The sequence below is a fragment of the Streptomyces klenkii genome, assembly GCF_003626645.1.
GTDB lineage: Bacteria > Actinomycetota > Actinomycetes > Streptomycetales > Streptomycetaceae > Streptomyces > Streptomyces klenkii.
Window position 1 is genome coordinate 1 of record NZ_RBAM01000037.1, and the last position, 19,164, is coordinate 19,164.

Here is a 19,164-nt window from a genome sequence, read left to right on the forward strand (position 1 = left end):
ACGCGGCCGACAAGTACGGCTCGATGGACAACGTCAACTCCGCGTACTGAGCCGTAGCCGACAGCAGACAGCTGAACATCATCGCGAGGGCGGTGGCACCCCGGATCCCGGGGCGCCACCGCCCTTCGCGTCGTCCGGAACGCCGTCGCGCCTGAAATACACTCTTTCGGTGAACGAGACCCTGCCGCCGTGCCCCGAGTGCTCCAGCGCCTACACCTACGAGATGGGCGCGCTCCTCGTCTGCCCCGAGTGCGGCCACGAGTGGTCGCCCGCGGCCTCCGGGGACGCCGCCACCGGCACTTCCGAGGACTCGGTGATCAAGGATTCGGTCGGCAACGTCCTCACCGACGGTGACACCGTGACCGTGGTCAAGACCCTCAAGGTCAAGGGCAGCCCGACCGGGATCAAGGCCGGTACCAAGGTGCGCAACATCCGTCTCGTCAACGGCACGGACGGTCACGACATCGACTGCAAGATCGACGGGTTCGGTGCCATGCAGCTCAAGTCCAGCGTGGTCCGCAAGGCCTGACCCGTAACCGCTGGTCCCGACCCGTACCGCAAGCCCTGACCCGTACTGCTCGCCACCCTCAGCCGAGGGCGGCGAGCAGTTCCTTTTCCCGCCCGGCGCTCAGCCCGGCACGCCGCGCCCGGTCCAGGCCCTGCTCGCGCTCCCACCGCAAGGTGTCGGCCAGCAGCTCCGCCCGGGGGCGGTGGCGCAGCCCGGCGGCCCGCGCCGCGGCGCCGCTGCGGGCCGACCAGCCCTCCCAGCCGGGCTCGGCCATCCACATCGGCAGCGACTCCGGCCCCATGTACTGCGCCACGCCGTGCGCGATCAGCCACGAGGAGTCCGCACCGGCCACGGGCCCGGTGTGCCCGCCGAGGGTGCGGCTCAGCCCGATCCAGTCCGCGAACGGCACGACCGGGCCGACGGCGTCGTAGGTGCCGGCGGTCCCCGCCGCCGCGGCGTCGAGCAGCCAGGCGGCGAGGTCCCTCACGTCGACCACCTGGGTCGGCAGGCCCGGCGTCGCCGGCACCAGCAGGGGCCCGTGCGGATCCCGCGCCGCACGGGCGACCCAGTAGCCGGAGCGGCCGCTGTGATCACCGGGGCCGCCGATCAGGCCGGCCCGCGCGACGAGGAGGCGGTCGCCCACCGCGGCCGCCGACGCCTGCTCGCAGGCGGCCTTCGCCTCGCCGTACACCTCGCGGCCGGCCTCGCTCAGGCCGGTGGGGGCCAGGACCGCCGCGGACTCGTCCGCGCCCACCGCGGAGGCGTAGGCGCTGATGGACGAGACGTACGTCCAGTGCCGGGCCCTGCCGCCCAGGGCGGCGAGCGCCCCGCGGACGAAGCCCGGCTGCCACGACACCTCCACGACCGCGTCCCACTCCCGGTCGAGCAGCGGATCGTAAGCCGACGCGTCGCGCCGGTCGGCGGCCACCAGGACCGCTCCTTCCGCCACCGCTCCGCTCTCGCCGCGGGCGAGGCACGTCACCCGGTGGCCGCGCTCGACGGCCTGCCGCGACACCTCGCGGCCCAGCCACGCCGTCCCACCCAGAATCAGGATCTCCATCCCGGCACCACATCATCGAACGGGCTCCGTGTGAACACGAATTCGCCGACGGCAGAGCCACTCCCCGCGATGACCGGAACAGGGTGCTCAGTGGGCGGACTGCACACCTTCAGATGAACTCTGCCGGACGAGGCGTATGCCGCCGCGCGCCCTGGGCATCCTGCCCCTTGTCCTCCTGCGTAACCGGCATCCGGGCGCCGGGGCATCCCGGCCCTTCCGGCACTCCGGCTCTCTCCGCCTCCCCACTCCTTCCGCTCTCTCCGCCTCTCGACGCTTCCCTTCCTGCCTCCCGACTTCCCGGAAAGGCTGCGGGCCCGGGGTTCCCGTCCGCTCGCGGCGGAAGGAGCCGTTGTGACCGTCCCCGCCACCGACCGCAACGCCCCCGATCACGGAGCTCCCGGCCCTCGCGCGCCGGCCGCCGGCCGGCCCCGTACGGCCACGGCCGTCCGCCTCATGTGCCCGGCCTTCGCCGTCGGCCTCTGCCAGCTGGTCGCGCTGCCCCTGTGGCTGCTGCCCGCCGACCCCGCGTGGGGGTGGGTGCTGGTGCCCCTGGCCCTCACCGCGACACCCCTGTGGTCGCTCGTCCACGAGGGCATCCACGGCACCCTGCTCGCCGACCGGCCGTGGAACGACCGCTGCGGCCGCGCCCTGGCCGTGCTCCACGGCGCGCCCTTCGTCGTCCTGAAGACCGGGCACCTGCTCCACCACCGCTACAACCGCACGCTCCGCGAGCGCACCGAGGTCTACGACGCCCGGACGACCACCTGGGCCAAGGCCGCGCCGGGCTATTACGCGCGGCTTCTGGGCGGCCTCTACCTCATGGAGTGCACCTCGGTGCTCCTCGCCCTGCTGCCCGCTAAAGTGCTGCGGCGCCTCGCCCGTACGGCCGAGGCGCCGGACACCGTGGCCGGTCCGCTGCTCGACCGACTCGCCCGCCCGCAGGCCCTGCGGCAGCTCCGCGCCGACGCGGCGGCCGTCGCCGCCCTGTACGCGGCCGCCTTCGCGGCCTACGGCGAGCACGCCTGGATGCTGTGCGCCGCCCTCGCCGGGCGTGCGCTCGTCGTGTCGCTGCCGGACAACGCCTACCACTACGCCACCCCGCTGGACGCCCCGCTCCAGGCGATGAACCTGCGGCTGCCGCGCCCGCTGGAAGCCTTCGCCCTCGGCTTCAACCTGCACGGCGTGCACCACCGCCACCCCGGGCTGCCGTGGTCCGCGCTGCGCGCCCGCTTCGCCCGGGAAGGCGGCCGCTACGACCTCGGCTGGGTGCCGGCCGTGTCACGCCAGTTGCGCGGCCCGGTCAGGGCGGACCGATGAGGCAGCCCCGCCCCGGCGTGGCCGGCGAGCCGGAGAACGGACGGCCCCGATGAGCGGAACACGAGTCCTGGCCCGTACGGGCGACCCCGCCTCCCCGAACGGCTACGAGGTCACCCTCGCCGCGGACGAAGCGGGCGTGCACGCCGCCCAGAGGCTCCGGCACGCCGTCTTCACGGAGGAGTTCGGCGCCGGCGCGGTCAACGCGATCGACGGCCGCGACGTGGACGCCTTCGACGCGCTCTGCGACCACCTCGTCGTCCACGCGACCGCCACCGGAGAACTCGCCGGCACCTACCGCCTGCTGCCCCCGCGAGCGGCCCGCGCCGCCCGGAAGCTCTACGCCGACGGAGAGTTCGACCTCAGCGCCCTCGCGCCCTTGCGTGACGACCTCGTGGAGGCCGGGCGCGCATGCGTCCACCCCCGCCACCGCAACGGCACCGTGATGCTCGCCCTGTGGTCCGGCATCCTCACCTACCTGACGCAACATCAATTGCGCTGGCTGTGCGGCTGTGCCTCCGTCCCCCTCGACGACGGCGGCGGCCGCGCGGCCCTCGCCTGGCGCACGACCCGCGAACAGCACTACGCGCCCCTCCCGCACCGGGTGACCCCCCTCGTCCCCTGGCAGGCCGACACGGCCGGCACCGTGCCGGAGGAACCCGGCGGCGCCCTCTCCCCGCTCCTCCAGGGCTATCTGCGGCTGGGCGCCTGGGTCTGCGGACCACCGGCCTACGACGCGGCCTTCGACGCCGCCGACCTGTTCGTCCTCCTCTCCCTGGACCGCGTGCACCCCGGCTACCTCCGCCTCCTGCGAAGGATGAGCGGATGACGGCGCCGCCACCCGGGACCGCGGCGCCCTCCCGGGCCGCACCGCCCTCCGGAGCCGTACCTCCCTCCGCGGCCGCAGCGCCCTCCGGGGCCATATCCCCTCCCGGGGACGCAGCGCCCTGGCGGCCGGTCTCCTCCTGCGACCGCGGCTGCCTGCACCCCCGGCCGCCGACCGTCGGACACCTCCGCCGCACGCTGCGGATCGCCGCGTTCCTGCTGCTGCTCGCCCACCTGCCCCTGCTGGCCCTCACCAGGCTCGCCGGACACCGGGTGTCGGACGCCGCCTACCGCTGCTACATGCGCGGCATCCTGCGCTCGGTCGGCGTCCGCTGGACGGTGACGGTCCACGGAGCGCACGCCCCCACGAGCCCCGTCGCGCCGCTGGTCGTCAGCAACCACACGTCGTGGCTCGACGTCACCGTGCTCCCCGCCGCCCTGCCCGTACGCCTGGTGAGCCGGGCCGACCTGCGCCGATGGCCCGTCATAGGCTGGATCGCGGCCCTCGGCCGCAGCCTCTACGTCGACCGGGACCGGCTCTCCACGCTGCCGGACAGCGTCGCGCGCATCACCGCCGCGCTGCGCCGCGGTGATGCCGTCGCCGTGTTCGCCGAGGGCACCACCTGGTGCGGCGCCGCCGGAGGCCGCTACCGCCCGGCCGTGTTCCAGGCCGCCCTCGACGCCGGAGCGGCCGTCCGCCCGGTCGCCCTCCGCTACCGGATCGCCGGCGCGCCCACGACCGGCGCCTCCTACGTGGGCCCCATGTCCGCCGCGGAGTCCTTGCGCAACACCGCCGCGCTCCGCGGACTGGCCGTCGACGTCACCTTCCTGCCCCTCATACCTCCCGGCACGGCGCCCGACCGGCGGAGCCTCGCCGCGCTCGCCGAGCGCGCGGTCGACGCCCACAGCCCCGTGGCCCTCCGCTGCTCGCGGCGGCACTGCTCCGCACGGCATGCGGGGTGCACCCGATGCGCGGGCGGTCCCGGTGAGAACGACCCGGTCGTGAGAGCACCGATGACGAACGAGATGAACGAGACGAGCGAGACGAACGATCTGAAAGGACGGCGATGAGCAGCAGCACGTACGAGACCCTGACCGAGACCCTCATCACCCGGATCGGCATCGATCCCGAACGGCTGGCCCCTGAGCGCACGTTCGCGGAACTGGAGCTGGACTCCATGGCCCTGGTGGAACTGGCCGTGGCCCTCGACGAACACACCGACTCCCTGCTCCCGCTGGAGGGCCTGAGCGACCTGACCCTCGCCGAGGCGGCGGACCTGCTGTCCGCGCCGACGGCCGGACGATGAGCAAGGGCGACGTCGCCGTCACCGGCCTGGGGCTCGTCACCCCGGCCGGCACCGGCGTGGCCGCCACCTGGGAAGGCCTGCTGGCCGGCAGGTCCCTGGCCGCGCGGGACCCCCTGCTGGCCGGGCTCGCGGTCGACTTCTCCTGCGCGAGCGACTTCGACGCGGCCGGCGCGCTGGGCCGGCGGCCGGCGGCCCGGCTGGAGCGGTTCAGCGCCATGGCCCTGATCGCGGCCCGCGAGGCGGTCGCCGACGCCGGCCTCGACACCACCGCCTGGGACCCGCTGCGGGTCGCCGTGGTGATCGGGGCGAGCAGCGCGTCCATGGAGCACTACGACCAGGCGTTCGCCTGGATGGCAGCCGGCCGCCCCGACCGCGTCTCACCCATGGCGATCATGCGCAGCATCCCCAACATGCCCGCGGGCGAGGTCGGCCTCGACCTCGGCGCCCGCGGCCCCAACCTGGCCGTCTCCACCGCCTGCGCCTCCGGCGCCACGGCCATCGGCGTGGCCCGCGACCTGGTGCGGGCGGGCAGCTGCGACATCGCCCTGGCCGGAGGCAGCGAATCGCTGCGGGCCCGCAGCACCGCCGTCGGCTTCCACCAGATGCGCGCCCTGTCCACCCGCGGCCACGACCCGGAAGGCGCCTCCCGGCCGTTCGACGCCGACCGCGACGGCTTCGTCCTCGGCGAAGGAGCCGGGGTGCTCGTCCTCGAACGCCCGGCCCACGCCCGCGCCCGCGGCGCCCGGCCCAGGGCCCTGCTGCGCGGGTACGGAGCCTCCTGCGACGCCCACCACACCGTGGCCCCGCACCCGGACGGGCGGGGCGCCGCGGACGCTTTGCACGCGGCCCTGGCCGACGCGGGCCTCACGCCCGGCGACGTCGGCCACGTCAACGCCCACGGCACCGCCACGAAGATCAACGACCTCACCGAATACCGCGCCCTCGCCCGGGTGTTCGGCACCCCGCCGCCCGTCACCGCCCCGAAGAGCGTCCTCGGCCACTCCGCGGGCGGCTCCGGCGGCATCGAGGCGGCGTGCGCCGTCCTCACCCTCCAGCACCAGCTGATCCCGCCCACCGCGAACCTCGACAACCCCGACCCCGGCCTCCCCCTCGACATCGTCCGCAAGGCCCCGCGCCGGGCCCGGCTGACCACGGTCGTCAGCAACTCCTTCGGCTTCGGCGGCCAGAACGCGGTCCTGGTCTTCGGCCCGGCGTGATCCGTCCTCCCGCCGCCACCCGTCCGGCGCCGGTCACCCGGAACCGCTCGCCTGCCGCCCGGGACGGTCGTCGATCACGATCACCACGCGCTGGGGCGTCTCCGCGGCGGCGCGCCCGGCGGCCTGCGGGCGGTGACCGACCGGGCCGACCGTGTCCACGACGGCGGTGATGCGCTCGTAGAACTTCCTGGCCAGGGCGCAGTCGCCGGGATCGGCGGCGTGGCCCTGCTCCCGCACGGCATGCAGGGCGGTGAGGATCGCCATCAGGCTGCGCCCCGACACGACGACGCTCGCCGCGCCGTCCTTCCCCGCGGAGACCTCGCCCGGAACCCTGAAGTGGGCGTTGCGGGCGGCCTGTTCCACGATGAACGCCCACGTGTCGCGGTGACAGATCAGCTCCGCGGCGCTGATGCCCGCAGCGTTCTCCAGCCGCTTCTCGTGCGTGTCCTCGCCCGTTGCGGCCTCCGGGAGGGGAGCGCGGTCCGCGCGGTCGACCTCGGCCCTGACCTCGGTGAGAGCTTCGGCCTCGCTGAGGGGCTCGGCCTCAGCCCCGGGACCGGTCCAGGCCTCGCTGCGAGTCTCGGCCGCTTCCCGGCGGGCCGCCTCCGCCGCCCGCAGCTCCTGCCGCAGCGCTTCGGTCTCCCGGCGGTGCTCCGCGACGTCCTTGTTCACGTCCTGGACGGTGCGCCGCAGTTCGCGCAGCTCTTCTCGCAGCTCACTGTTCTGGCGGCGCAGTTCGAGGAACCCCTCCCGGAGCGCCTTACCGATCTCGCCCCGCAGGCCGGATATGGCCTCCAGGGTCCGTCCCGCCGATTCGTCGTCCGCCGCTTTCCCCCACCTGACCATGCGGTACCCCGTTCGTTCGGTCAGTCCAGTGACCGGGACCCTTCAAGGATCCCGGCCCTTCGCCGACGGCGAGCGCGGACGGTCCGGGGTGGCCGGTTCACGCCTCATGGGCGGCCGGATCGGGACACCCGCCTCACTCCACGCCGGCCTCGTCCTCCGCGGTCTCCTCGTAGAGCCCCTCCAGGCTCTCGATGCACTCCTCGGCGACCGCCGCGGCGAACCGCGGGCACGTCCACGCCTCCGCGCTGCGACGCTCCTCGTCCTGCGCGGTCCCCTCCTGCGCGAACTCCTCCGGGGCGTAGAAGTGCGGCATGCCCCGGCGGAACTCCGCGTAGCGCAGCGTCGGGTGCTCGTCGTCGTGCGCACACGCGTCCGGCCGGGGCGCGGCGGCCACGGCGCGTAGCGCCGTGAGGACGCCCCGGACGACGGGGAGCGGTGGGCTCGGGTAGGAGATCTTCATGGTCTGGTAGATCGTGAGCAGGAGCACGGCGCGCTCCCGGTCGCCGGCCCGCTCGTAGCGGCGCGCGGCCCACAGGCCCAGGTCGTCGGCGTACGGCTCGTTCCGGCTGGAGAAGTCGAGCCGGTCCGCGATCCGCTCGATCTCCAGCCGGCCGTCCGCGCGCAGGTACTCGGCGTCGGCGTGGGAGGTGTCGCGGTGCCCGAAGAGCACGTCGCGCCGCTCGCGCAGCCGGGTCAGGACATCTTTTGCGACCTCCTTCATGAGGACCGGGCAGACGACCTTCTCCAGCGGCGCACCCCACCCCTCCTCGGCGCGGATCCGTTCGTAGACGCCCCGCCCGCCGGGGCTGCTCATCATGACGCCGAGCTCGGCGGCGTCCGGGCCGCTGCCGGGCAGGACCGGGTGCTGCTCGTGGTCGCAGGACGCGTCCTCGAAGTGCGGCAGGGCCTGCTCGACGGCCGCGACCAGCTCGTCGATGACCGACTTCGTGCGCACCATGCCGGAGACGGCGTACCAGGACACCGCCCTGACGACCTGGAGCCGCCCGGCACGGTCCGCCGGGTCCGCGGCCTTCAGGTCCCGGGCCTGGGAAGAGATCTCCTCGTCGATGTCGGTCCACGGCTTCGGGTAGCCGTGGAGCAGTGCCGACAGCGTGGTGATGGTGTTGCGGTCGTCGACCGGGATGCGGGGCGGGACGTCCGCGACCGTTCCCGGGGCGATGATGTCGAGGGCGATCCGGGCGAAACCGGCCGTGTTGTGCGGGCACAGCCACTCGTCCCGCGGCCGCTCCTCGTCCCACTCGCCCGTCTCGTCGGCGAGCTGCCGGAGCTGGTCGACGAGGTAGACGTCGTGGTCGTCGTCGTGTTCCCGGTACGGGTGGGAGGCGTGGTCGCAGGGCCGGTCGCGGAGCGTCCCGTCGGCGGCTTCCAGGGCCTCCACGACGGCCTGCCGGACCCCGTCGCCCGGCAGCCAGGCGACGTAGGGAGCCGTCATCACCAGCCCGAGGGTCCAGACGTGCGCCGTCCCGCCGGGGTCGGCGGCGAGCCGGGCCGCGCAGTCGAGGACCGCCCGGTCGTACTCGTCGTTGCGGTAGTCCTGGAAGTTCTCCCGGATGTCGTCCCACGTCTGGGAGAGTTCGTCGAGCGTGTCGGTGTCTATGCCTGTCACGATCTTCACGACGCAGGCGCTGAACCCAGGGTTCCGGCAGGCCTGCCCCGTCCCGCCGTGAGCCGCGTCTCACCCGCGCGGCACCTCTTGTCTATGAAACGAGTTGCATAGAAGGATCCGTGCCATGGCGCTCGAGCACGCGATCCTCGTCTCCCTGCTGGAGAAGCCGGGCTCCGGCTACGAGCTGGCCCGGCGCTTCGAGCGGTCCATCGGCTATTTCTGGACCGCCACCCACCAGCAGATCTACCGCGTCCTCAAGCGCATGGAGGCCGACGGCCGGCTCGACGTCCGCGAGGTGCCGCAGCAGGGCCGGCCGGACAAGAAGGAGTACTCCGTCGCCGCCCCCGGCCGGGCCGCCCTCTCGCAATGGCTCCACGAACCGATCGAACCGGAGAGCGTCCGGCACGACCTCGCCGTCAAGATCCGCGGCGCGGCCTTCGACGACCCCGCCGCGCTGATCCGCGAGGTCGAACGGCACCACCGGGCGCACTCCGACAGGCTCGCGCACTACCTCGCGGGGGAGCTGCGCGACTTCACCGGACCCGAGGCCCCCGGGACGTCCGGCACGCCAGGGCCGCCCGACGCCGGGCAGGAGCTGCAACACGTCGTCCTGCGCGGCGGCATCGCGTACGAGCGGATGACGCTCGCCTGGCTCGACGACGTCCTCGCCACGCTCCACCGGCTCGGCGCCGGGCACTGACCCGGGGCTGAGCCCCCGGTAGCCACACCTGATTTTCGTCCCTGCCCTCGTCTCCTCACCCTTCAAGCCGGAAAGGCGACCCTCCATGGCCGACCCGCTCCTGTTCAACCCGCGCACCTACGACCCCGCGCACTTCGACCCCGAGACCCGCAGGCTGCTGCGCGCCACCGTCGACTGGTTCGAGGAGCGCGGCAAGCGCAAGCTGATCGAGGACTACCGCTCCCGCGCCTGGCTGTCGGACTTCCTCGCGTTCTCCGCCAAGGAGGGTCTGTTCGCGACGTTCCTGACCCCCGCGTCGGCCGCCGCCGACGGGGAGCAGGACAAGCGCTGGGACACCGCCCGCATCGCCGCCCTCAACGAGATCTTCGGCTTCTACGGGCTCGACTACTGGTACGCGTGGCAGGTCACCATCCTCGGCCTCGGCCCCGTCTGGCAGAGCGACAACGCCGTGGCCCGTGCCCGCGCGGCGGAGCTCCTCTCCGAGGGCGAGGTGTTCGCCTTCGGCCTCTCCGAGAAGGCCCACGGCGCCGACATCTACTCCACCGACATGCTGCTGGAGCCCGACGGCAAGGGCGGCTTCCGCGCCAGCGGCTCGAAGTACTACATAGGCAACGGCAACGCCGCGGGCCTCGTCTCCGTCTTCGGCCGCCGCACCGACGTCGAGGGCCCCGACGGCTACGTCTTCTTCGCCGCCGACAGCCGCCACACCGCGTACCACCTGGTCAAGAACGTCGTCGACTCGTCGAAGTACGTCAGCGAGTTCCGCCTGGAGAACTACCCCGTAGGCCCCGACGACATCCTGCACACCGGCCGGGCCGCCTTCGACGCCGCCCTCAACACCGTCAACGTCGGCAAGTTCAACCTCTGCACGGGCGCCATCGGCATCTGCGAGCACGCGATGTACGAGGCCGTCACCCACGCGCACAACCGCATCCTCTACGGCCGCCCCGTCACCGCCTTCCCGCACGTGCGCCGCGAGCTGACCGACGCCTACGTCCGCCTCGTCGGGATGAAGCTGTTCAGCGACCGCGCCGTCGACTACTTCCGCTCCGCCGGCCCCGACGACCGCCGCTACCTCCTCTTCAACCCCATGACGAAGATGAAGGTGACCACCGAGGGCGAGAAGGTCATCGACCTCATGTGGGACGTCATCGCCGCCAAGGGCTTCGAGAAGGACACCTACTTCGCGCAGGCCGCCACCGAGATCCGGGGCCTGCCGAAGCTGGAGGGCACGGTCCACGTCAACCTCGCGCTGATCCTGAAGTTCATGGGCAACCACCTGCTGAACCCGGCCGAGTACGCGCCCGTGCCGACCCGCCTCGACGCGGCCGACGACGCGTTCCTCTTCCAGCAGGGGCCCGCCCGCGGCCTGGGCTCCATCCGCTTCCACGACTGGCGCACCGCCTACGACGCCTACGCCCACGTGGCCAACGTCGGCCGCTTCCGCGAGCAGGCGGACGCGCTGTGCACGTTCGTCACCACCGCCGCCCCCGGCGAGGAGCAGAGCCGCGACCTCGACCTCCTCCTCGCCGTCGGCCAGCTCTTCGCGCTCGTCGTCCACGGTCAGCTGATCCTGGAGCAGGCGCGCCTGACCGGCCTCGACGAGGACGTGCTCGACGAGCTGTTCGCCGTCCTCGTCCGCGACTTCTCCGCGCACGCCGTCGAGCTGCACGGCAAGGACTCCGCGACCGAGGAACAGCAGAGCTGGGCGCTGGGCGCGGTCCGCCGCCCCGTCGCCGACGACGCCCGCTCGGCGCGCGTGTGGGAGCGCGTCGAGGCGCTGTCCGGGGCGTACGAGATGGCGCCGTAGCACCCGCCCGGTGACGCGGAAGGTGGGGCGGGCCGCCGCGCGCCCCACCGCCTGCGCCGGCCCGGGCCGCTAGCTGTGGAGGCCGCTTCCGGGGTCGACGACGAAGTCGAACGTCGCCTCCTTTGCCGGGCCCGCCCGGCGGACGTTCATCAGCAGGGCCGCGTTGAAGATCGGGTCGGTGTTGTTGCGGGGCTCGCCGGGGAAGTACAGCTGCGTCGTGAGGAGCGGGCCGCCCGGGGCCTGCACCTTGACGTGGAGGTGGCGGGTGCGGCCCGGGTAGAGCCCCGGCACGATCGTCGTGAGCGTGAACGCGCCCTGCCTGTCCGTGTATTGGTGCCCCCTCAGCAGGAAGCCGGTGTTGTCGTACGCGCCCGAGTCGTCCGCCTGCCAGAAGTCCAGGAGGGCGTGCGCGACGGGCCGGCAGGAGGTCCCGAAGACGTAGCCGCGGACCGTGAGCCGGGTGCCGCGCGTCCCCGGCTCCAGCAGGGACGCGCGCTCGGGGGAGTCCGGCTTGAAGTAGGGGCCCTCGATCTGCGGCGGCGTCGGATCGTCACCGTCGTCGCAGAACGGGGTCGGCGGCAGCGGGCCGTCGGAGGGCCGGTGGTCCCGCGCGAGGGCCACGCCGCCGCCGAGCAGCGCGGGCAGCGGCAGGGCGACCAGGGCCGCCTTGAGCAAGGTCTTGCGGCTGAGCGGGCGCCGGCCTGCCGCTTCCGGATCGTTCGTGCGGGCGTGATCGTCCGTCATGGTCCGCCTCCTCGGAGTCGACTGCTTCACCTGTTCACTCGGTCCACCTGGTTCACCCATGAACTTAGGAAGGCGAGCCGTGCGGATCGATGGACTCCGTTCGGTGAACGTGGTGATTGCCGTCGGGGGAGCCGGTGCCGTCCGGCTGCGCCGTCGCCGCCCGGCGGCGGAAGTCGCCGGGGCTGACCCCGGTCTCCCGGCGGAAGAAGCGGCAGAAGTACGCGGGATCCGTGAAGCCGACGCGCCGCGCGACCTGGCCGACACCGAGGTCCGAGCCGGCCAGCAGGCGCTTCGCCTCCAGCGTCCGGGCCGCGCGGAGCAGTTCGCCGGGCGTACGGCCGGTCGCCTGCTTGACGGCCTCGTTCAGATAGCCGACGGAGACGCCGATGCGCGCCGCGTACGCCCCGACCGACCGCTCGGCGCCCGCGGTGAGCAGCAGGCCGAACTCCCGCGCGACCTCCGCGGCCCGCCCCGGCGCCGCGCCCGGTCTTCGCGCGCCGGGCAGGCGCAGCGCGCGGACGAGCAGGATGTGCAGGTACGCCTCCAGGACGGACGCGTAGCCGTCCGCCTTCGCGGCGAACTCCGCCCCCATCGCCCGGACCAGTGCGCCGATGCCCATGGCGTCGTCGCCGGCTCCGGCCGGGGCGGCGGGGAGCTGCAGCCACTGCCGTTCGCCGAGCGCGTGCAGCAGTTCGCGGTCGCCGGGGCGGGCCAGCAGGAAGTCCTCGCCGAACAGCAGCAGTTCGCCGCGCAGGCCCGTCGCGCGCTCCCAGTAGTGCACCTGCCCGGGCAGGATGACGCACAGGTGGGGGAGGTGGAGGTCCAGGGGCCTGCGGACGAGGTCGATGACGTGCGCGCCCGCGCCACCGGTCACGTAGACCATCTCGTAGAAGGTGTGCCGGTGCGGATAGCCCGCCCGGGCATCGGGGCCGAACGTCTCGAAGGAGCCCATGGCGAACGGCGGCACTTGCGGCGGCGCGACGTGCAGGCGGTGCAGGGGAAGGGGGTCGGCGGGCGGTGTGCGGCCGAGCGTGCGGCTGGTCATGTCTGCGGGCCTCCGTTCTGCGCCTCCCGGGGCCGGTGCCGGGGCCTACCGGCCTACCCCTCGCCGGGCCGATGATGCCCGGGCCGGAGCCTGTACACCACGCTCGGGCGCAGCGGCCCCTCGGGCACGTCCGGGTCGTCGAAGTCGTCGGCGGGATCGTAGGTCATGCCGATGCGGCGCATCACCGCCCGCGAACGGAGGTTGCCGGCCGTCGTCACGGCCAGGATCTCCGGCAGCCCGAGCTTCTCGAAGCCGAAGTCCACGACGGCCAGGGCGGCCTCGGTGGCGTAGCCGTGCCCCCACGCCGGCCGGGCCAGCCGCCAGCCGGCCTCCACACCGGTGAACGGCATGCCCTCCTCCACCGGGTCCAGCCCGGCGAACCCGATGAACTCACCGGTGGCCGCGACCTCCACGGCCCACCACCCCCAGCCCCGCCGGACGAGGTCGCCCTGAAAGCGGGCGGCGGACGCCGCGCTCTGCTCCGGGGTGAGCACGCCCGGGAAGTACCGGCGGACTTCGGGATCGGCGTTCATGGCGGCCCAGGGAACGAGATCGGAATCCCGCCACTCGCGGAGCAGGAGGCGTGCGGTGCGCAGTTCGGACATCACGCCAACGTAGTGGGGCGCCGGGAGCGGGGCACGCGCATTTCCCCGGCCGCTCCGGGCTTGAAGTTGCCGCTGCGGCAGCTTCTACCGTCGTCAGCAGGGCCGGAGAGGCCGGCCCGGTGAGGCGTTCGTGAGGGAGGCCGCGATGGCCTGGCCGAGATCGGCCGCGTCCTGGCCGCGCAGGTCGACGAACTGGAGGCCCTGCGCGGCCACCACCGCCGGCTGCTCGCCGAGCGGGACCGGCTCGACGCCCTGGCCGGCACCGTCTTCCGCACGATCACCGAACTCGAGCAGTCCAGGAAGGACGGCAGTCCCGTGATCGACATCAACCGGCCGGAGAACCTGTTCGAAGGCATCCGGCCCGACCAGTACATGAAGACCCTGCGCGGCTTCCCGGAGCCGGCCGGAGCCGTCGAGCGGCACACCGCGGCGATGAGCGAGTCCGAGATCGAGGCCGGGCACCGCGAGCGGACGGCGCAGATGATCCGGCTGGCCGAGCTTCTGGCCCTCCGGCGCGCCCGCCGGCGGCGAAGCCGTGCAGGCTGAGATCGACGGCCAGTACCGGATCCTGGCCCGCATCCGGGCGGTCACCGCCGAGGAGTACCGCGCGATCGGCCGCTCCTGTGTGGAGAACGCCCACTGGCGCGCGGCGTACGAGTCGATCGCCCCGGGCCTGGCCGCGTACCAGCGCGACGCGATCGAGGCGTACGCCACGACCCGGCTGAGCTGAGAGACGGCCGCACATCGCCGCGGCGGCCCGGACCGGCTCGGGCCCGCCCTGCATCCGGCTCGAACCCTGGGGGTGGGGTTCGAGCCGGGCGCTGCCGGACTCCGGCTCAGGCGGCGAACGGGCCGCCGTCGCCGAACGCCCGCTCGGCGAAGCGTTCGCCGATGCGGCGCAGGCCGGCCGCGTCCGGGTGGATGTCGTCGGGCAGCGGCAGCTCGGCGGCGTCCGCTTCGCCGTAGAGCTCGCGGCCGTCGAGGTAGTGCAGGTTCGCGTCGCCGTCGGCCACGCGCTGGGCGACGATGCGGGCGAGCTCCTCCCGGATGACGCGGAGCGTCAGCCGCGAGGGGTCCGACGGGTCGCCGAGCGCCCGGAACCGGAGCTTGCCGTCGTCGAAGGACGCCGCGCCGGGGCCCGGGGTGTCCTCCTGGATGGGGCACAGGACGGAGGAGACGACCAGCAGCGGCGCCGTGGGGTGCCCGTCGCGGATGGTGTCGAGGAAGCCGTGCACGGCGGGGACGAAGGCCCGCAGGCGCATCAGGTCGTGGTTGACCAGGTTGATGCCCAGCTTGACGCTGATCAGGTCCGCGGGGGTGTCCCGCATGGTGCGCGCGATGAACGGGTCGAGCAGGGCGTTGCCGCCGAAGCCCAGGTTGATCAGCTCCACGCCGCCCCGGGCGGCGGCCACCGCCGGCCAGGTCCCGGTCGGGCCCTCGGCGTTGGTGCCGTGGCTGATCGAACTGCCGTGGTGCAGCCACACCCTGCGGCCGCTGTCCGGCGCGGCCTCGACGGGCGCGTCGGTGCGCAGCGCGATCAGCTCGGCGGTCTCCTTGTTCGGCAGCCAGATCTCGACGTCCTTCTCGCCCGCGGGCAGAGCGCCGAACCGCACGCTGCCGGGCGGGCCCGGACGGTTCTCCACGGCCTGCGTGGCCAGGTCGATGGTGAGGACGCTGCCGCCGCTCGCTTCGGCCCGCCCGGCCGGCTTGCCGTCGACGACGAGGTCGTACGCGCCGCCGGGAAGCGGCGGGATGCCCTTGTAGACCGTCTTCGTGTGGAGCACGTCCAGCTCGACGGCGGTGGCCCGGGTGCGGAAGGCGATCCGTACACCGGAGGGCTGGGCCTCCATCATCGCCAGGGACGGATCGGGGAACTGCCGGCGGACCCGGGCGGGCAGCCGGTGCGGACGGACGCCGAGCGCGGTGCGCTCCACATCGAGGGCGCCGCGCAGGAAGCGGGCTTCGACGGGCGTGGTGATCCAGTCCGTGGGGGTGTCGTTGAGCGGGGAATTCATGGTCACAGCCTGTCAAGCGAGTAAACGATGCGCACGCGGATTTTTGCCTGCGCCGGTGATCATGTTGCCTCACACCCAAGCGTGGTGACGCTGCGTAGCGTTCCGTGACGGAGGCGGACTCATTGCTGCGGTCTGACCTCACCGCCCCCGGCCGACGGGTCCGCGGCCGCGGAACTCCGTAGGATGGGAAGGGCAAAGATCTCCTTTCTGGAGGAAGTGATGGGAAGCGGACCGTTCCGGCCGCCGCCCCGCCGTTCCGGCCCCGGCGGCCCGTGGCTCGCGTGCGAGGGACTCGCCGCACACATCCGAGGGATCCCGCGCTGATGCGGCCGCGCAGCCGGCGACGGGCCTGAGCCGGCCCCGTTCGCCGCGGTGCGCCGCAGAGGCGGCTGTCATGGCGGGGTTCACAGCGCGTGCCGGACCCACCCGGACGGACTCCCCTCCGGGCGGCTCGTCAGAGCCGTCCGCCGACGGCCCTCCGCCCGCCCCCGAACGGCCGGTTTCCGCCGGCGCCTCCTCTCCCGCTTCCCGCGTCCGCGCCCTTGACGCTCCCCGCACAGCGGCACACCCCGGTGGAGGCACGCGATGACGTCGTCCCTGCAACCCGGCACCCCGAGGGGCCCGCACGTCCGCGGCGACCTGCCCGGACCCCGCTCGGCCGAACTCCTCGCACGCCAGGAGCAGCGCGAGTCGTCCGCCCGTACGTACCCCCGCCACCTGCCCATCGCGCTGGCGGACGGTGCCGGCAGCTTCGTCCGGGACGTCGACGGGAACGTCTTCATCGACTTCCTCGCCGGGGCGGGTGTGCTCTCGCTCGGCCACAGCCACCCCGAGCTCGTCCGCGTCGTGGCCCGCCAACTGGACGTCCTCTCCCACGGCCTGGACTTCCCCACGCCCGCCAAGGACGAGTTCACCGAGGCCCAGCTGTCCATGCTGGCGCCGGAGCTGCGCGAGCGGACGAAGGTGCACTTCTGCGGGCCGACCGGGGCGAACGCCGTCGAAGCCGCCGTCAAACTCTGCAAGATTGCGACGGGCCGCGGCGACATCGTCTCCTTCCAGGGGGCCTTCCACGGCAGCACGCACGCCGCCATGGCGCTGAGCGGACTGGTCTCCCCGAAGGAACCCGTGCGCAACGGCATGCCCGGCGTGCACTTCTTCCCGTACTCCTATTGCAGCCGGTGCCCCGTCGGCCTGACGCCGGACAGCTGCGCCACGAACTGCGCCACCTACCTGGAACACGCCCTCACCGACAGCAACGGCGGCATCCCCCTCCCCGCCGCGGTGATCATCGAGCTCGTGCAGGGCGAAGGCGGGACCATCCCCGCCCGCACCGACTTCGTCCGGCGCGTGCGGGACCTGACCCGGGCCCTCGGCATCCCCCTCATCGCCGACGAGGTGCAGACGGGCTGCGGGCGCACCGGAACGTGGTTCGCCTTCGAGCAGTACGGCATCGAGCCGGACGTCATCGTCGCGTCCAAGGCGCTGAGCGGCATCGGCCTGCCGGTCGCCCTCATCCTCTACGACGAGGCGCTCGACGTCTGGTCGCCCGGCGCGCACATCGGCACCTTCCGCGGCAACCAACTCGCCTTCGCCGCGGGAGTGGAGGCGATCCGCATCATGCGGCGCGACGACGTCCTCGGCAACGTCCGGCGGCGCGGCGAGCAGCTCGCGGACCGGCTCGCCGGGCTGACCGCCGACCCGTGGGTCCGCGACGTGCGGGGCCGCGGCCTGATGTGGGGCGTCGAGCTGGCCGACCCGGACGACGGGCGCCCCGCGACCGGGATCGCGTCCGCGGTCCAGGCCCACGCGCTCCGGCACGGCCTCATCGTCGAACGCGGCGGGCGCGACGACGCCGTCGTCCGCCTCCTCCCGCCCCTCAACGTCACCCCCGACGTGGTGGACACGGCCTGCTCGATCCTCGTGGACGCCGTCTCCGCGTGCAGCCCCCGGGCGCCTGCCCGCCACGCCGGCTTCGCCCCGCCCGAGCCGGCGCCGGACGCCCGGCCCGGGCGGAGAGGAGCCACCCGATGAACCTTGGAAGAGTCACCCGATGAACCTCATCGTCCAGAAATACGGCGGCTCCTCGGTGCGGAGCACCGAACGCATCAAGCACGTGGCCGAGCGCATCGTGGCGACGCACGAAGAAGGCCACGACGTCGTCGTCGTGGTGTCCGCCATGGGCGACACCACCGACGAACTCCTCCGCCTCGCCCGCGAGGTGACCTCCGCCCCGTCCCCGCGCGAACTGGACATGCTGCTGGCGGCGGGCGAGCAGGTCTCGAACGCGCTCACCGCGATGGCGATCCACGACCTCGGCGGACGGGCGTGCTCCTTCTCGGGCCCGCAGGCCGGCGTGATCACGACGGCGACCCACGGCCGGGCCCAGGTCATCGCCGTCGAACCGGAGCGCGTCCGGGCGGCCCTCGACCGCGGGGAGATCGTGCTGGTCGCCGGGTTCCAGGGGATCAGCCGGGAGACCGGGGAGGTCACCACCCTGGGACGCGGCGGATCCGACACCACGGCGATCGCCCTGGCGGCGGCGCTCGGCGCCGAGGTGTGCGAGATCTGCACGGACGTGGACGGCGTCTACACCGCCGACCCCAAGGTCTTCCCCGGAGCGCGGCTGCTGCGCCACGTGACGTACGAGGCCATGCTCGAGATGGCCCTCCAGGGCGCCGAGGTGCTGGCGCTGCGCAGCGTCGAATACGCCCGCCGGTACGGAGTGACCGTCCATGTGCGGTCCTCGTACCACGGCCTTCCCGGCACGGTGGTGGCGGACGCGTCGTACGCGGCGGAGGGCCTCCCGGCCCGGGCGGCGGCCGTGAGCAGCGCCGCCTCCGCCCGTGAACAGGCGGAGGCGGCTGTGACGCCGGTGAGCCCTGTTTCGGGGGCCGCGGGCGCGGCGGGCGCTACGAGTGCTTCGGGGGTTCCGGGCTCGACGGGTTCCGTGGGCTCCACGGGCTCGACGGGCTCCACGGAGACGATCTTCCATGCGCTGGCCGAGGCCGAGACGGTGGCAGGGGCCGCCGAGCCGGCCGTGCCGGCGGAGCCCGCCCCCCACGCCTGCTCCGCGAGCCCGTCCGGCGAGCAGGCGGGCATGACCGGCTGCGCCGCGGCCGCGGCCGCGCGCATCGCCGCGCCGCGCAAGGCGCCGGGCTGACGCTGCCCGCGGCCTCCTCGCTCTCTTTCCCGTTCCCGTTCCCGTTCCAGTTCCGGTTCCAGTTCCCAGGCCCTCGGCTCTCGGTTGAGGAAGTGCGAACACGGCGAGTGCCGGATCTGCATCTATCAGTGACCGAACAGGCTCTGCGGTGTGAGGCCGCCCATGAGGTGTGGGTCACTTACGAAGGGCGTTAGTGGGTGCGGGGGCGGAATGAGGGGGATGGGGCGGGGTTTTTGTTTTTTCTATGAGTGGGGGTAGTAGGTCACCGTGCTTGTCAGGGGTTTTCGCCGCCGCTAACAATTGCGGGGTCGCTGGGCGCCGTCGACCGAGAAACGGCGCTTCGTTATTGCGCCGCTTCAGGGCCGGGCGACATCCGCGATT

General features: G+C 73.5%; 17 protein-coding genes and 1 pseudogene. 11 read left to right on the forward strand and 7 right to left on the reverse strand.

Annotated elements, in window-relative coordinates; translation table 11 throughout:
* Positions 1-169 precede the first annotated feature (169 nt).
* A complete protein-coding gene (locus tag D7231_RS33870) occupies positions 170-529 on the forward strand; it encodes a zinc ribbon domain-containing protein YjdM (protein WP_120760065.1) in 360 nt (119 codons plus the stop codon).
* Between the two features lie 58 nt (positions 530-587).
* On the opposite strand, the gene D7231_RS33875 is transcribed toward D7231_RS33870, so the two are convergent.
* Positions 588-1,568 (reverse strand): NAD-dependent epimerase/dehydratase family protein, encoded by a 981-nt coding sequence (locus tag D7231_RS33875; protein WP_120760067.1) that lies wholly within the window; start codon positions 1,566-1,568, stop codon positions 588-590.
* A gap of 351 nt (positions 1,569-1,919) precedes the next feature.
* Here D7231_RS33875 and D7231_RS33880 point away from each other — a divergent pair, with 351 nt between their 5' ends.
* Genes D7231_RS33880 through D7231_RS33900 form a run of 5 tightly spaced genes read left to right on the forward strand, consistent with a single transcriptional unit; the run spans position 1,920 to position 6,231 of the window.
* Positions 1,920-2,885 (forward strand): fatty acid desaturase, encoded by a 966-nt coding sequence (locus D7231_RS33880; protein ID WP_199739516.1) that lies wholly within the window; start codon positions 1,920-1,922, stop codon positions 2,883-2,885.
* A gap of 49 nt (positions 2,886-2,934) precedes the next feature.
* Entirely contained in the window at positions 2,935-3,711 is a 777-nt protein-coding gene (locus tag D7231_RS33885) for a GNAT family N-acetyltransferase (protein ID WP_120760070.1), read from the forward strand.
* On the forward strand, positions 3,708-4,778 hold the full coding sequence (locus tag D7231_RS33890; protein WP_120760072.1) for a lysophospholipid acyltransferase family protein: 1,071 nt from the start codon (positions 3,708-3,710) through the stop codon (positions 4,776-4,778). Before D7231_RS33885 ends, D7231_RS33890 begins: the two co-directional genes overlap by 4 nt.
* The gene (locus tag D7231_RS33895; RefSeq protein ID WP_120760075.1) at positions 4,775-5,014 is read left to right on the forward strand and encodes an acyl carrier protein; all 240 of its coding nucleotides are present in this window, start codon (positions 4,775-4,777) and stop codon (positions 5,012-5,014) included. The genes D7231_RS33890 and D7231_RS33895 overlap by 4 nt, the downstream gene beginning before the upstream one ends.
* Positions 5,011-6,231, forward strand: a complete 1,221-nt coding sequence (locus tag D7231_RS33900) for a beta-ketoacyl-[acyl-carrier-protein] synthase family protein (protein WP_120760077.1) — start codon at positions 5,011-5,013, stop codon at positions 6,229-6,231. The genes D7231_RS33895 and D7231_RS33900 overlap by 4 nt, the downstream gene beginning before the upstream one ends.
* 33 nt (positions 6,232-6,264) lie before the next feature.
* Here the strand turns inward: D7231_RS33900 and D7231_RS33905 are convergent, their stop codons facing one another.
* The gene (locus tag D7231_RS33905) at positions 6,265-7,077 is read right to left on the reverse strand and encodes a hypothetical protein (protein WP_120760079.1); all 813 of its coding nucleotides are present in this window, start codon (positions 7,075-7,077) and stop codon (positions 6,265-6,267) included.
* A gap of 133 nt (positions 7,078-7,210) precedes the next feature.
* Positions 7,211-8,713 (reverse strand): hypothetical protein, encoded by a 1,503-nt coding sequence (locus D7231_RS33910; RefSeq protein WP_120760082.1) that lies wholly within the window; start codon positions 8,711-8,713, stop codon positions 7,211-7,213.
* 115 nt (positions 8,714-8,828) lie between these two features.
* Between D7231_RS33910 and D7231_RS33915 the strand changes: the two genes are divergently transcribed.
* Together D7231_RS33915 and D7231_RS33920 are read left to right on the forward strand one after the other, a co-directional pair.
* The gene (locus D7231_RS33915) at positions 8,829-9,404 is read left to right on the forward strand and encodes a PadR family transcriptional regulator (RefSeq protein ID WP_120760084.1); all 576 of its coding nucleotides are present in this window, start codon (positions 8,829-8,831) and stop codon (positions 9,402-9,404) included.
* Between the two features lie 85 nt (positions 9,405-9,489).
* The gene (locus tag D7231_RS33920) at positions 9,490-11,214 is read left to right on the forward strand and encodes an acyl-CoA dehydrogenase family protein (protein WP_120760086.1); all 1,725 of its coding nucleotides are present in this window, start codon (positions 9,490-9,492) and stop codon (positions 11,212-11,214) included.
* 69 nt (positions 11,215-11,283) lie between these two features.
* On the opposite strand, the gene D7231_RS33925 is transcribed toward D7231_RS33920, so the two are convergent.
* The 3 genes from D7231_RS33925 to D7231_RS33935 all read right to left on the reverse strand — a co-directional run bounded on the left by D7231_RS33925 (position 11,284) and on the right by D7231_RS33935 (position 13,608).
* Positions 11,284-11,958 carry a dioxygenase family protein gene (locus D7231_RS33925; protein ID WP_120760089.1) on the reverse strand — a complete coding sequence of 225 codons (675 nt, stop codon included), beginning with the start codon at positions 11,956-11,958 and terminating at the stop codon, positions 11,284-11,286.
* Between the two features lie 64 nt (positions 11,959-12,022).
* Positions 12,023-13,003 carry a helix-turn-helix domain-containing protein gene (locus tag D7231_RS33930; protein WP_199739517.1) on the reverse strand — a complete coding sequence of 327 codons (981 nt, stop codon included), beginning with the start codon at positions 13,001-13,003 and terminating at the stop codon, positions 12,023-12,025.
* 53 nt (positions 13,004-13,056) lie between these two features.
* On the reverse strand, positions 13,057-13,608 hold the full coding sequence (locus D7231_RS33935) for a GNAT family N-acetyltransferase (protein WP_120760100.1): 552 nt from the start codon (positions 13,606-13,608) through the stop codon (positions 13,057-13,059).
* Positions 13,609-13,755: 147 nt separating this feature from the next.
* On the opposite strand from D7231_RS33935, the pseudogene D7231_RS33940 reads away from it, so the two are divergent.
* Positions 13,756-14,338: pseudogene (locus D7231_RS33940) on the forward strand (TipAS antibiotic-recognition domain-containing protein); the annotation flags it as partial.
* Between the two features lie 106 nt (positions 14,339-14,444).
* On the opposite strand, the gene D7231_RS33945 reads toward D7231_RS33940, so the two are convergent.
* A complete protein-coding gene (locus tag D7231_RS33945) occupies positions 14,445-15,623 on the reverse strand; it encodes a GDSL-type esterase/lipase family protein (RefSeq protein ID WP_120760091.1) in 1,179 nt (392 codons plus the stop codon).
* 585 nt (positions 15,624-16,208) lie between these two features.
* Between D7231_RS33945 and D7231_RS33950 the strand changes: the two genes are divergently transcribed.
* Complete coding sequence (locus D7231_RS33950; RefSeq protein ID WP_120760093.1) at positions 16,209-17,654, forward strand: aspartate aminotransferase family protein; 1,446 nt, start codon at positions 16,209-16,211, stop codon at positions 17,652-17,654.
* Positions 17,655-17,673: 19 nt separating this feature from the next.
* Entirely contained in the window at positions 17,674-18,783 is a 1,110-nt protein-coding gene (locus D7231_RS33955) for an aspartate kinase (protein WP_199739518.1), read from the forward strand.
* Positions 18,784-19,164: the final 381 nt, after the last annotated feature.